General features: G+C 63.3%; 12 protein-coding genes. 1 reads left to right on the plus strand and 11 read right to left on the minus strand.

Features of this window, described 5'->3' with window-relative positions; all coding sequences use genetic code 11:
• Positions 1–146: 146 nt before the first annotated feature.
• The 9 genes from rpsA to ACMDCR_RS04860 all read right to left on the minus strand — a co-directional run bounded on the left by rpsA (position 147) and on the right by ACMDCR_RS04860 (position 10,199).
• The gene (gene rpsA / locus ACMDCR_RS04820) at positions 147–1,847 is read right to left on the minus strand and encodes a 30S ribosomal protein S1 (protein ID WP_413991428.1); all 1,701 of its coding nucleotides are present in this window, start codon (positions 1,845–1,847) and stop codon (positions 147–149) included.
• Positions 1,848–2,149: 302 nt separating this feature from the next.
• Complete coding sequence (locus ACMDCR_RS04825; RefSeq protein ID WP_413991429.1) at positions 2,150–2,515, minus strand: cupin domain-containing protein; 366 nt, start codon at positions 2,513–2,515, stop codon at positions 2,150–2,152.
• Between the two features lie 101 nt (positions 2,516–2,616).
• The gene (locus ACMDCR_RS04830) at positions 2,617–2,844 is read right to left on the minus strand and encodes a formate dehydrogenase subunit delta (RefSeq protein WP_284316090.1); all 228 of its coding nucleotides are present in this window, start codon (positions 2,842–2,844) and stop codon (positions 2,617–2,619) included.
• A complete protein-coding gene (locus tag ACMDCR_RS04835) occupies positions 2,834–3,748 on the minus strand; it encodes a formate dehydrogenase accessory sulfurtransferase FdhD (RefSeq protein WP_413991430.1) in 915 nt (304 codons plus the stop codon). Before ACMDCR_RS04835 ends, ACMDCR_RS04830 begins: the two co-directional genes overlap by 11 nt.
• A gap of 81 nt (positions 3,749–3,829) precedes the next feature.
• On the minus strand, positions 3,830–6,661 hold the full coding sequence (fdhF, locus tag ACMDCR_RS04840; protein WP_413991431.1) for a formate dehydrogenase subunit alpha: 2,832 nt from the start codon (positions 6,659–6,661) through the stop codon (positions 3,830–3,832).
• A 152-nt stretch (positions 6,662–6,813) separates the two neighbouring features.
• Complete coding sequence (locus ACMDCR_RS04845; protein ID WP_413991432.1) at positions 6,814–8,385, minus strand: formate dehydrogenase beta subunit; 1,572 nt, start codon at positions 8,383–8,385, stop codon at positions 6,814–6,816.
• Positions 8,382–8,864, minus strand: coding sequence for a formate dehydrogenase subunit gamma (locus ACMDCR_RS04850; RefSeq protein WP_413991433.1), 483 nt, complete (start codon positions 8,862–8,864; stop codon positions 8,382–8,384). Before ACMDCR_RS04850 ends, ACMDCR_RS04845 begins: the two co-directional genes overlap by 4 nt.
• A gap of 253 nt (positions 8,865–9,117) precedes the next feature.
• Complete coding sequence (locus ACMDCR_RS04855) at positions 9,118–9,495, minus strand: hypothetical protein (RefSeq protein WP_413991434.1); 378 nt, start codon at positions 9,493–9,495, stop codon at positions 9,118–9,120.
• 446 nt (positions 9,496–9,941) lie between these two features.
• Entirely contained in the window at positions 9,942–10,199 is a 258-nt protein-coding gene (locus ACMDCR_RS04860) for a GlsB/YeaQ/YmgE family stress response membrane protein (RefSeq protein ID WP_413991435.1), read from the minus strand.
• A 448-nt stretch (positions 10,200–10,647) separates the two neighbouring features.
• On the opposite strand from ACMDCR_RS04860, the gene ACMDCR_RS04865 reads away from it, so the two are divergent.
• Complete coding sequence (locus ACMDCR_RS04865) at positions 10,648–11,673, plus strand: carbohydrate kinase family protein (RefSeq protein WP_413991436.1); 1,026 nt, start codon at positions 10,648–10,650, stop codon at positions 11,671–11,673.
• Positions 11,674–11,676: 3 nt separating this feature from the next.
• Here the strand turns inward: ACMDCR_RS04865 and ACMDCR_RS04870 are convergent, their stop codons facing one another.
• Positions 11,677–12,216 (minus strand): DUF2569 domain-containing protein, encoded by a 540-nt coding sequence (locus ACMDCR_RS04870; protein WP_413991437.1) that lies wholly within the window; start codon positions 12,214–12,216, stop codon positions 11,677–11,679.
• 190 nt (positions 12,217–12,406) lie between these two features.
• Positions 12,407–13,591, minus strand: a complete 1,185-nt coding sequence (locus ACMDCR_RS04875) for an ABC transporter ATP-binding protein (RefSeq protein WP_413991438.1) — start codon at positions 13,589–13,591, stop codon at positions 12,407–12,409.
• Positions 13,592–13,628 lie beyond the last annotated feature (37 nt).

Here is a 13,628-nt window from a genome sequence, read left to right on the forward strand (position 1 = left end):
TTCGGACCAGCATGGAAACGTGACGCTTGCCGAGATAAACGCATGGTCCGATCTCAAAGGAAGAAAAGGGCGCGAACCCTGAAGGTCGCGCCCTATCTGATACGTCGTGGTTCCCGGTGGCAGGCAGGATGCCTGCGCTCCCGGGATTACCGCTTCTCGGTGCGGGCGCGGAGCGCAGCGCCGAGAATGTCGCCAAGCGAGGCGCCGGCGTCCGAGGAACCGTAAGCGGCGATCGCTTCCTTCTCCTCGGCCATCTCCAGGGCCTTGATCGAGACCTGGACCTTGCGGGCCTTGCGGTCGAACTGGATGACGCGGGCGTCGACCTTTTCGCCGGCAGCGAAGCGCTCGGGGCGCTGGTCGGCGCGGTCGCGGGCCAGATCGCCACGGCGGATGAAGGCCGTGAGGTCGGTGCCCGTGATCTTGACGTCGATGCCGCCTTCCTTCACGTCGATGACTTCGCAGGTGACGACCTGGTTCTTCTTCAGCTCGCCCGCATCGACGAAGGGATCACCAGCAAGCTGCTTGATGCCCAGCGAGATGCGCTCCTTCTCGACGTCCACGTCGAGCACCACGGCCTTGACCATGTCGCCCTTGCGGAATTCGTCGATGACCTGCTCGCCCGGACGGTTCCAGTCGAGGTCGGAGAGGTGGACCATGCCGTCCACATCGCCGTCGAGGCCGATGAACAGGCCGAACTCGGTCTTGTTCTTGACTTCGCCTTCGACCACCGAACCGTTCGGATGCTTGTCAGCGAAATCTTCCCACGGGTTCGACAGGGTCTGCTTGAGGCCGAGCGAGATGCGGCGCTTGACCGGATCCACCTCGAGGATCTGCACTTCCACTTCCTGCGAGGTGGAGACGATCTTGCCGGGATGGACGTTCTTCTTGGTCCACGACATTTCGGAGACGTGGATCAGGCCTTCGATGCCCGGCTCCAGTTCCACGAACGCGCCGTAGTCGGTGATGTTGGTGACGCGGCCGGTGAACTTGGCCTGCAGCGGATACTTGGCGTCGATGCCCAGCCACGGATCGGCCTGGAGCTGCTTCATGCCCAGCGAGATGCGGTGCGTCTCGTGGTTGATCTTGATGATCTTGACCTTGACCTGCTGGCCGATGGTCAGAAGCTCCGTCGGGTGGTTCACGCGGCGCCATGCGATGTCGGTGACATGCAGGAGGCCGTCAATGCCGCCCAGGTCGACGAACGCACCGTAATCGGTGATGTTCTTGACCACGCCGTCGACCACCTGACCCTCTTCGAGGTTCTGGACGATCTCGTGACGCTGCTCGGCGCGGCTCTCTTCGAGGACCGTGCGGCGGGAGACGACGATGTTGCCGCGGCGGCGATCCATCTTGAGGATCTGGAAGGGCTGCGGCACGTTCATCAGCGGGGTGACGTCGCGGATCGGACGGATGTCGACCTGGCTGCGCGGCAGGAAGGCCACGGCGCCGTCGAGATCGACGGTGAAGCCGCCCTTGACCTGGTTGAAGATGACGCCGTCGACCTTTTCGTTGGCCTCGAACGACTTCTCGAGCTTGACCCAGCTCTCCTCGCGGCGGGCCTTGTCACGCGAGATGACGGCTTCGCCGAGGGCATTTTCGATGCGCTCGAGATAGACCTCGACCACATCGCCGACCTTGAGCGCGCTGTCGCGGCCCGGGCCGTTGAATTCCTTGAGGGCAACGCGGCCTTCGGTCTTCAGACCGACGTCGATCACCGCGAGGTCCTTCTCGATGGCGACGACAGTGCCCTTGACAACCGAACCTTCGGCCATGTCAGAGGTGCCGAAGCTCTCGTCGAGCATGGCGGCAAAGTCTTCACGCATCGCACTATGGGCTTGTACGGACATATGGTTTCCTGGCGCCGGCGGTTTGTGTTGATCATCGCTTCGGCAGAACGGCAGGGTTGCTGGAGCAACCCAGGCGGCGTGTTTCGGGTGAAAAGCACGACCGGCCGGCGCATGGCCCGCTGAGCAGAAACGTCTAGAGGGTCTAGAACCCAACGCGGGTCTCAATAAAGGAGACCACTGAGCGTTAGATGGGCGGTTCCATATCAAGATGGAAGGGGCGGGGCAAGGCGGAAGTAGAGAATCTAGGGTGTTAACGCGAGTAAAGCGCCGAAAACCAAGCCGGATTAAGCGCAGCTCGGCCCTTACTTCAGCGCCGCCTGCAACAGGCTGGGCGCTCCGGTCCCCATATAGTCTTCCCGATGGGGATAGAACACGTCCATGGTCCGGCAGTCCGTCAGCGCCCTCGCGGAGTGCGGGGCGTTGGGCGGGATGACCGCCATCATGCCCGGCGTCACCAGATGCGTGACGCCATCGATCGTCAACTCCATGCGGCCTTCGTACTGATGCACGACCTGCTCATGCATATGGGCGTGCAGCGGCAGGATGGCGCCGGCATCGATCCGCCACATCACATAGGTCATGGTGTGGGAGTGAGCGAATCGCCCATGGAAGCCCGGAATGACGGTGCGGGGCTCGAGCTTGTCCCAGTCGACGATGGTATCGGGCATGAGGGCCTTCCTGGGAGCGCAGGCATCCTTGCCTGCTCCTCCCTTATCGTAGAGCGTATCGCTTCCAAGAGCAGGCAAGGATGCCTGCGATCCCAGGGAGCCTACGCCTTCTGCCGCAAGCTCTCCAGAGCCTGCTTCACCAGGGGATCGATGCCCTCGCCGCCGGCGTCGAGATGGGCGAAGATCTGGTTGCGCATGCGGGGCTCCCAGAACTTCCTGATGTGGTCGGCGATGCCTGATACACGCACCGGTTCGGCCTGAGAGGCGAAGAACTTGCCGATCTGGTTGGCCATGCGCACGAGCTTGTCGGGCGAACTGTCATGCGACATCGGCGAGACTCTCCGGAACGATGCGGTGGGGATGGGTGAAGATTTCGAAGCCGTCGGAACGGGCGACGCCGATCAGGGTGATGCCGGCCTCCTCGGCGGTGCGGATGGCGAGCGCCGTGGGAGCTGAGACGGCAACCACGACGGGCGCGCCGATCATGGCGGATTTCTGCACCATCTCGACGGAGATGCGGCTGGTGAGAACGAGGATGCCTGGCAGGCCTCCCGGGTGCGCGGACGTCTCGTCCGCTCTTGGAACCGTGGCGTGCGTGGATGAGGAAGATGCGGACGAGACGTCCGCGCACCAGGGAAACGCGTTCCCCGCAAGCGCCCCCGCCAGCTTGTCGAGCGCATTGTGCCGGCCGACATCCTCGCGTAGCGCCACCAGCCCGCCGGCCCTCGTCCAGAAGCCGGCAGCGTGCACGGCACGGGTGAGACGGCCCAGTTCCTGCGCCGGGGTGAGGGAGGCCAGCGCGGCCTCGATATCGGCCGGTGAAAAGGTGAGGTTGCTCTCGATCACGCGCGGCTTTCGCAGGGCTTCGCTGAGACTGTCGATGCCGCACAGGCCGCAGCCCGTCGGGCCGGCCAGCATGCGCCGGCGAGCAGCGAGCGCGGCGCCGCGATCGCCCTTCAGCCACATGCGCAGTTCGACGCCTTCGTCATAGTCCACGCGTTCGAATTCGGCGATGTCGTCGGGCGAGGTGACGATGCCCTCGGTGAGAGAGAAGCCATAGGCGAAATCTTTGAGGTCCGACGGGCTCGCCATCATCACCGCATGCGAGCCGCCGTCATAGACGAGCGAGACGGCGGTCTCCTCGGGGATGGTGCGCTCGCCTGGCGTGAGCACGCCGTCGCGCCAGGCAAGGCGCGATACGAAACGGGCCGGGGAGAGCGGTTCATTCGTCATGGGTTCTTTGGCGTTGTGGACCTTTGATAAGAGGCGAGGGGCAGCGCGACATCAGCCGAACAGTCGCCCCAACCCCAAACCTCACTCCGCCGCGATCCTCCGCGAATTCTTCGCCATCGCCTCATACTCCTCCTGCCACTGCGAGGGGCCGTTGGAGGGCATGACCTGCACCGCGGTCACCTTGTATTCGGGGCAGTTGGTGGCCCAGTCCGAATAGTCGGTGGTGATGACGTTGGCCTGCGTCGAGGGGTGATGGAAGGTGGTGTAGACCACGCCGGGCGCCACGCGCTCGGTGATGGTGGCGCGCAGCGAAGTCGAGCCCGAGCGGCTCTCAAGGCGCACCCAGTCATGCTCGCGGATGCCGCGCTGCTCGGCGTCGTGCGGATGGATCTCCAGCACGTCCTCCTCGTGCCACAACACATTCTCGGTGCGACGGGTCTGCGCGCCGACATTGTATTGCGACAGGATGCGGCCAGTGGTGAGCAGCAGCGGGAAGCGGGCGCCGGTGCGCTCGTCCGTCGGGATATATTCGGTGACCATGAAGCGGCCCTTGCCGCGCACGAAATGGTCGATATGCATGATCGGCGTGCCTTCGGGCGCCTTGTCGTTGCAGGGCCACTGCACGGAGCCGTCCTGCTCCAGCTTCTCATAGGAGACACCGGCGAAGGACGGCGTGAGGCGGGCGATCTCGTCCATGATCTGCGAGGGGTGGTCGTACTGCATCGGGAAGCCCATGGCCTCGGCGAGCAGGATCGTCACCTCCCAGTCGGCATAGATGGCCTTGGGGCTCATCACCTTGCGCACGCGCTGGATGCGGCGCTCGGCATTGGTGAAGGTGCCGTCCTTCTCAAGGAAGGATGAACCCGGCAGGAAGACATGGGCGTAGTTGGCCGTCTCGTTCAGGAAGAGATCCTGCACGACCACGCATTCCATAGCTGAGAGTCCCGCTGTGACATGCTTGGTGTCGGGATCGGATTGCACGATGTCCTCGCCCTGCACATAGAGGCCGCGGAAGGTGCCTTCGACGGCCGCATCCAGCATGTTCGGAATGCGCAGGCCCGGCTCCTTGTCGAGGTGCACGCCCCAGAATTCCTCGAACATGTTGCGTACGCTGTCCGTCCCGATGTGGCGATAGCCCGGCAGCTCATGGGGGAAGGAGCCCATGTCGCAGGAGCCCTGCACATTGTTCTGGCCGCGCAGCGGGTTCACGCCGACCCCGCGGCGGCCGATATTGCCGGTCGCCATGGCGAGGTTGGCGATCGCCATCACCGTGGTCGAGCCCTGGCTGTGCTCGGTGACGCCAAGGCCGTAGTAGATGGCGCCATTGCCGCCGGTGGCATAGAGGCGGGCCGCGCCACGCACCAGCTCGGCTGGCACGCCGGTGTATTTCTCCACGGCTTCCGGCGAATGGCGTTCGTCGGCCACGAAGCTTGCCCAGTTCTGGAATTCGTCCCAGTCGCAGCGCTCGCGCACGTAATCCTCGGCGACCAGGCCTTCGGTGACGACGACATGAGCCAGCGCCGTGAGGATGGCGACATTGGTGCCGGGCAGCAGCGGCAGATGGTAATCGGCCTCGACATGCGGCGTGCGCACGATGTCGGTCTTGCGCGGATCGATGACGATGAGGCGGGCGCCCTCGCGCAGGCGCTTCTTCATGCGCGAGGCGAAGACAGGGTGGCCGTCCGTCGGGTTGGCGCCGATGACGATGATGACGTCGCTGTCCTCGACCGAGTCGAAGTCCTGCGTGCCGGCGGAGGTGCCGAAGGTCTGGCCGAGGCCATAGCCCGTCGGCGAGTGGCACACGCGGGCGCACGTATCGACATTGTTGTTGCCGAAGCCGGCGCGGATCAGCTTCTGGACCAGATAGGTCTCTTCATTGGTGCAGCGCGAGGAGGTGATGCCGCCGATCGAGTCCTTGCCATGCTTGCCCTGGATGCGCTTGAACTCGGACGCCGCGTAACCGATCGCCTCCTCCCAGGAGACTTCCTTCCAGGGATCGGTGATCTTGGAGCGGATCATCGGCTTGAGAATGCGCTCCTTGTGGGTAGCATAGCCCCAGGCGAAGCGCCCCTTGACGCAGGAATGGCCGCGATTGGCCTTGCCGTCCTTGTAGGGAACCATGCGCACGACTTCCTCGCCGCGCATCTCCGCCTTGAAGGCGCAGCCCACGCCGCAATAGGCGCAGGTCGTCACCACCGAATGCTCGGGCTGTCCGATCTCGATAACCTTGTTCTCGGTGAGGGTCGCCGTGGGGCAGGCCTGCACGCAGGCGCCGCAGGAGACGCATTCGGAATCGAAGAAGTTCTCGTTCATGCCCGGCGAGACGCGGCTTTCGAAGCCACGGCCGGAGATCGTCAGCGCGAAGGTGCCCTGGACTTCCTCGCAGGCGCGCACGCAGCGCGAGCAGACGATGCATTTGGAGGTGTCGAAGGTGAAATAGGGGTTGGTAGTGTCCTTCTCGAGGCCAAGATGGTTGTCGCCCTCATAGCCATAGCGCACTTCGCGCAGGCCCACGGCGCCGGCTACGTCCTGCAACTCACAATCGCCATTCGCGGCGCAGGTCAGGCAGTCGAGCGGATGGTCGGAGATGTAGAGCTCCATCACGCCCTTGCGGATTTCCTTCAGGCGCTGGGTCTGCGTCTTGACCTTGATGCCCGGCGCAACCGGCGTTGTGCAGGAGGCGGGCGTGCCGGCGCGGCCTTCGATCTCGACCAGGCACATGCGGCAGGAGCCCCAGGCGTCGATCATGTCGGTGGCGCAGAGTTTGGGAATCTCCGTACCCATCTCCATGGCGGCTCGCATGATCGAGGTGCCCTCGGGCACGGAGATCTCCTGGCCGTCAATGGTCAGCGTGACCAGCTTTTCCGATTTGGAGAGCGGTGTGCCGTAGTCGATTTCATGAACGAGAGACATGGAACTCACCATCGGATTGAAGGGATGGGCACATTGGCATTATGCGCCGAAATTGGGGAAATTGAACGGCAGTTGCGAATGCCGGCCGGGGCAGTCGCATGAAGGCGGCCAGAAACCGCCGATGCTGATCTTGCGCCAACGCCATCATCGACCTACTCCGCAGCAACTCGATGCGGCGCGCCGTGGAAATCCTCGGGGAAGTGTCGGATGGCCGAAAGCACGGGGTAGGGGGTGAAGCCGCCCAGCGCGCAGAGCGAGCCGAACTTCATCGTCTGGCAGAGATCCTCCACGACGGCGATATTGCGCGCGACGTCCTTGCCGGCGATGATCTTGTCGATCGTCTCGGCGCCGCGCACCGCGCCGATGCGGCAGGGCGTGCACTTGCCGCAACTCTCGATGCCGCAGAACTCCATGGCGAAGCGGGCCTGGCGGCGCATGTCGACGGTATCGTCGAACACCACGATGCCGCCATGGCCGATCAGCCCGTCCCTGGCCGTGAAGGCTTCATAGTCGAAGGGCATGTCGAAGAGCGCTCGGGGGAAATAGGCGCCGAGCGGGCCGCCCACCTGCACCGCTCGCACCGGCCGGCCGGTGGAACAGCCGCCGCCGATATCGTCGACGAGTTCCCCGAGCGTGATGCCGAAGGCGGTCTCGAACAGGCCGCCATAATTGATGTTGCCGGCGAGTTGGATCGGCATCGTGCCGCGCGAACGGCCCATGCCGTAATTGCGATAAGCCTCGGCGCCGTCGGCCAGGACAACCGGTACGGTGGCAAGCGAGAGCACGTTGTTGATCACGGTCGGCTTGCCGAACAGGCCCTTATGCGCGGGGAGCGGGGGCTTGGCACGGACCGTGCCGCGCTTACCCTCCAGGCTCTCCAACAGGGAGGTTTCCTCGCCACAGACATAGGCGCCGGCGCCGACTCGCACCTCCATGTCGAAATCATGCGCCGAGCCGAGAATGCCCTTGCCCAGCACATTGGCACGGCGCGCCTTTTCGATCGCCGTGTTCATCGCCGTGATCGCATGGGGATATTCGGAGCGGATGTAAACATAGCCCTTGGTGGCACCAGTGGCGACGCCGGCGATGGCCATGCCTTCGACCAGGCAGAAGGGATCGCCCTCCATCAGCATGCGGTCGGCGAAGGTGCCGCTGTCGCCTTCGTCGGCGTTGCAGACGATGTATTTCCGCGGCCCGGGGTCCTTGGAATTGACTTTCGCGTCGGCGACGGTCTTCCACTTGATGCCGGTGGGAAAGCCCGCCCCACCACGGCCGCGCAGGCCGGATTTGGTGACTTCCTCGACAATGGCGGCCGGACCGATCGCGATGGCTTTTTCGAGGCCCTTGAGCCCACCATGAGCCTTGTAGTCGTCGAGGTCACGGGGATCGACGATACCGACGCGGGCAAAGGTGAGACGGGTCTGTTTTTTGAGGAAAGGCAACTCCTCGGGCTTGCCGACGCGAAGCTTGTGGGCGCCGTCGCCGGCAAAGGCAGCGATCAGGCTGCTGGCATCCTCGGGCTCGACCGGACCATAGCCGATGCGCCCTTCCGGCGTCGCCAGCTCGACGAGCGGCTCCAGCCACGCCATGCCGCGTGAGCCGTTACGGACGATCTCGATATCGAGCTTGGCCGCGATGGCCGCGACCTTGAGGGCGGCTGCCACCTCGTCGGCGCCGCAGGCGACGGCAGCCGCATCGCGGGGAACGTAGACGAGGAGGCTCATTGCGACACTCCGTCGAGATGGCCGAGAGCCTTGTCGAGCTTCTTGGCATCGAGCCGGGCCACCAGGCGGCCGTCGATCATCGCGGCCGGTGAGACCGAGCACAGGCCGAGGCAATAGATCGGCTCCAGCGTCACGCGGCCGTCCTTGGTGGTTTCGCCGAAGGCGATGCCGAGCTTTTCGGTGAGGTGGTCGGCGAGAGCGTCGCAGCCGGCCGCTTGGCAAGACTCGGCGCGGCAGAGCTTGACGACATGGTCGCCCCCGGGCTCGCGGCGAAAATCATGATAGAAGGTAACGACGCCATGCACTTCGGCGCGCGAGAGGTTCAGCGCTTCGGCGATCATCGGCTCGGCGGGCTCGGGCACATATCCGAAGGTTTCCACGAAGGAGTGCAAGATCGGCAGAAGCGGCCCCTCTAGGGTCTGGCTTGCCGCGATAAGTTCAGCGGCACGTGTGGTATTCCAATCCTCGTGGGCCGGCATGCCGCTCTCTTTCGACTTATTCTAGAAAGCAAAAAATGCGCGCATGCCGCTACACGATCAAGACGCAATTTCCGTCGATCGATAGAAACTTTCTATTGAAAGGGGTGCCGTCACGCGTCGCTTTCGATTAAATCAGCAGTGCTCATGAAAGGCACACATGCAAAACCCCTGATGCCCGGGGCAACAGGGGTTTTCAATCAGACCATCGAACGCGATCAGGCGTCGACAGCTTATGGTCCAGGTCCTATGCGGCTCAGTAGCAGACCCGCTCGCGGGCGATGCGCCAGCCATAGGGGGTTCGGATACTCACGCGACGCCAGCCGCACGCCGGCGCATCGTAGTAATAGCCGTCGTCATAGCCATAATAGCCGGGGTCGTAGCCATAGCCGGCGCCATAGCCATAGCCGGAGCCGTAGCCACCATAAAGGAGTGGCGCTGCGGCCAGGCCGGTAATCAGACCGGCTGCACCCCAGCCCCAGCCGCCACCGCCCCAATGACGATGACCCCAGCCGCCATGCCAGCCGCCGCCGCGATAGTAGTACGGGCGGGCGTCTGCAGGAGCGGAGGTCGCGATCGCCGCGCTCCCCAACGTCAAGGCCGCCAACGCAGCCAACGCAATCTTACGAAACATGGAACTGCTCCTTGAAATCGGAACCTGTCCTAAGGCGTATCGTCAGGTATGGATTGGAGTTTCATGAGGTCCAAAAAGCCAAATGGGAGGAGCGGCGCGACGCCAAGACTTGTGTCCTGGCGAGTGCTGCGACGCTGCAGTTGGCCATTCTTCGCCTCACCGCTCCGCGGCGGGGCGCTTGTGGCCGACTGGTGCATCGGATTTCGTAGCAAGCGGCAACGCTTGCGTCCTCATCCCCGCACTTGCGATGGCAAGTGCGGTCCATTCGGTCAAAATCGCCCCCGTCAAACCCAAAGCATACCTGACGATACACCCTACTTCTCCAAGGGGAGGGTTCCGGGCCCCTGGATTCAAATATTACTTAGAGTCAAGTAGTAAACCAGGGCAGCTGAATTTTTCCCGTCCTGGCCGTTCATTTTCCGTTCATCTTTCCTGCGAAGTGGCGCTCAAGCCCGTCTGAAGAGGCGCAGGACGAACAGCAGAATGATGGCGCCGATCACGGCGTACAGGATATTGTTGATCCACATATTGCCGAGGTCAATATGAAGATGCGGCTGGATCAGATAGCCGGCGATAAACGCACCGATCACGCCGACGACAAGGTCGCCGATCAGGCCGAAGCCGCCGCCGCTCATGATCAGGCCCGCGAGCCAGCCGGCAATGATGCCGACGATAAGGAAGACAAGAAGGGATTCTCCGCCCATTGCACTCAACTCCAATTTGCCGGCGGCAGCGGGATGAGGGCTGCGGCCGGTGCTGTCTTACGCACGACTCGCGCGAGCCGGCCGCCCGGGCATTGATGCCCGAACCATCCGTCTCGTGACCTGCCATCGCTTGTGGTCAACCGCAACAGCGAAGATAGGTTGCAGGATGGCGAAAATAAAATTGTCCAGAGAATTACGATGACGTTGGGAAATGTCAGGGCATTTATTAAGCGCTTCTGCAAATCACGCGGGCATTTTCGGAACGGGCAGAACGGCGGACATGATGCCGCAACCTATCCAGCGGCCCCGGCATCACAGCCATTGCAAAGCGGCGCGAATGATTGTTTTGTTTAACCACAAATAGGCGCCGTCTTTGATGAATCGATTTATATGATCGATCCCCCAGAGGAGCGGCCAATCACGGGTCGAGGAAATGCAAGACGGGGAATTGGCAGGCATACGTTCCGGAATCATCACCGCCGGAACCTGGTGTGTCGACGGCAACAAGCTGGTGGAGTTCTGGCCGGGCGAGGACGGGCTCGCAGAGATCCTGCATGAGGAATATCGGGGCGGCGGCTCGGGCTGCAATCTCGCCATCGACATGAAGCGCCTGGATCCCGCCATCTGGGTCGAGACCATGGGCCTCATCGGTGACGACGAGGATGGCCGGCTTCTTTATGCCCAGGCCGATCGCTATGGCATCGTCAGGCGCCAGCTGCAGATGACGCGCGAGGCACGCACCATCCACACGGATGCCTATACCTCGCAGCGTTCCGGCCGGCGCACGCACATCTACAGCACCGGCGCCGGCGCCCTTCTCACACCGGATCATTTCGATTTCACGGATACCAAGGGCCGGATCCTGCATCTCGGCCTGCCAGGTGTGCACAAGCGCATGGACCAGCCCTGGAACGGTGATGCAAATGGCTGGCTGACCGTGCTGCGCAAGGCACGCGAGGCCGGCCTCGTCACCAATCTCGAACTTGCCAGCGCCTCGCCCGCGCGGCTACGGGAACTGGTACGCCCCCTTCTGCCGTATCTCGACCTATTGGTCGTCAATGACAGCGAGATCGGCTCGATCGGCAGCGAAGAGACGGTGCGCGACGACCGGACGGTGGTCAGCGCCTGTATCGCTGCTGCGAAAAAGGTGCTGGCCGAGGGCACCTGCCGAGTTGTGGCCGCGCATTTTCCTGCGGGTGCCATTGCCGTCACGCGTGAGGGGGATGTGATCACGCAACCCTCGGTGCGCGTGCCCAAAGAGGCGGTGGCCGGCGCCAACGGCGCAGGCGATGCCTTCGCCGCCGGCTTCCTTTATGGCGTCCACGAAGGCTGGGAGCTGAAGCGCTGCCTCGCCCTCGCCCATGCCGCTGCGGCGGCATCCCTGCGCTCCGTCACCACCAGCGATGCCGTGGCGCCCTGGCAGGAATGCCTGGCGCTGGCGGACCAGTGGGGCTGGCACGACAGCGTGAGGTGAAGGTCAGAAAACCTCGCCGATCTTCCTGTCCACCGCGGCTTCGCGGGCGCGGAAGGTGTTGGCAACGCGGCGCGAGCGGTGGAAATAGGGGATCCAGATAGCGGCTGCGATGACGACGCGCAGCACATCCAGGAAATTGTCCGGGTCGGTGCTCGAGCCAACTATGCTGGACATCATGTTGTCGGCAGCAACATCACCGAGCGTCGCTACCACCATGCCCATATAAAAGAACGTCATCAGCCTGGGCACTGTGGGGGAACGGGCAAAAAGCCGGTGGAGGCAGATGCATGCAAGGATCAAGACCGCGATACCCAGGATGGAAGATATCGCCAGCGGCAGCCGCAGCGCCACCAGCTTGTCGTTGCCACCCTCGATGATGGCCTTGATCCCGGTCCATTCGGAGACGATGCCATAGAGATTGTGGAGCGTCAGAATGATCGCACCGCAAAGATGCAGAATCGGCAGGATCAACCAGCCGCCGATGCCGACGGGCCCCTCGGACTTTTGATAGGTGTTCAGCGCCGGTTGGCTTGAATAGGTCATATGTGCAACCCCCATGTTGTACCGGGGAGCAGCATAGCGAGGTGTGCTGGCGTCTCAGTGTCAAACAGCACGCCGGGAGCTTTCCGCGCCCGAGCGCTTCACGATCAGATCGAATCACCAAGAATCGCAAAATGCTTTTAATACCAGTAAGTTAATATCAAAATTCGCTGCTGCCCGAACGCATTTTGCTCTAGCGTATCGCCAGCCCTGTATCCGGCGCGAAGAACCGGGCCTGCGTCATGTCGACGCCTAGCTCGATGCTGTCACCGCGCTCGGGCAGGCGAGCCGGCTCGACGCGGGCGGTAATGCGGTTGGCGTGCGTGATGGAGGCCTCCGAGCCGGTCGAGGACTTGCTCGCGCCCGCCACCGCCGAAGCGATCGGAAGATCGAAGAAGAGATAGGCGTCGGCTCCGGTCATTTCGGTGAGTAGCACCTCCACGGGTACGCCCTGGCCGGGGAGCGCCGGCAGACGGAAGGCCTCGGGGCGCAGTCCCAGGATGATGTCGCGCTCCTTCCAGCTTGCAAGCTTCGGGTTCGCGGCCAGCACGTCGGCGCCGATGGGCAGGCGCAGCGGGGAGCCGATGATCGCGGCAAAAGCCGCACCATTCTCCTCGCCCAGACGCATCTGGAAGAAATTCATCGAGGGCGAGCCAATGAAGCCAGCGACGAAGAGGTTCACCGGGTTCTCATAGAGTTCACGCGGCGGGGCGCATTGCTGCAGATTGCTCTCGCCCTCCGCGCTCACGGGTCTTAGCACGGCCACGCGGTCGCCCATGGTCATCGCCTCGACCTGGTCATGCGTGACATAGAGCGTGGTGACGCCGAGCTGGGCGTTGAGAAGCTTCAATTCGGCGCGCATCTGCACCCGCAGCTTGGCGTCGAGATTGGAGAGCGGCTCGTCCATCAGGAAGCATTGCGGGTCGCGCACGATGGCCCGGCCCATGGCGACCCGTTGGCGCTGGCCGCCCGAGAGCGCGCCGGGCTTGCGCCTGAGGAGATGGCTGAGGTCGAGAATGCGCGCGGCTTTCTCCACCTTCTCCCTGATCATGGTGGCCGGCACTTTGCGCTGCCCCAGGCCGAAGGCCATGTTCTCGTAAACGTCCATGTGCGGGTAGAGCGCATAGTTTTGGAACACCATGGCGACGTCGCGGTCGCCCGGATCGGCATCGGTGACATCACGCCCGCCGATCAGCACGCGCCCCTTCGACAGGTCCTCCAGCCCGGCGGCACTGCGCAGCAAAGTGGATTTTCCGCAGCCCGATGGGCCGACCAGCACCAGGAACTCGCCATCCCGGACATCGAGATCGACATTGGCGAGAGCCAGCGTGCCATCCGCAAAGCGCTTGCCGACGGATTTGAAGGAGAGCGTTGCCATTCAGAGGACGCCTTTCGTCTGAAGAAATAGAGGGAGC

The sequence above is a fragment of the Labrys okinawensis genome (assembly GCF_047345005.1).
GTDB lineage: Bacteria > Pseudomonadota > Alphaproteobacteria > Rhizobiales > Labraceae > Labrys > Labrys okinawensis.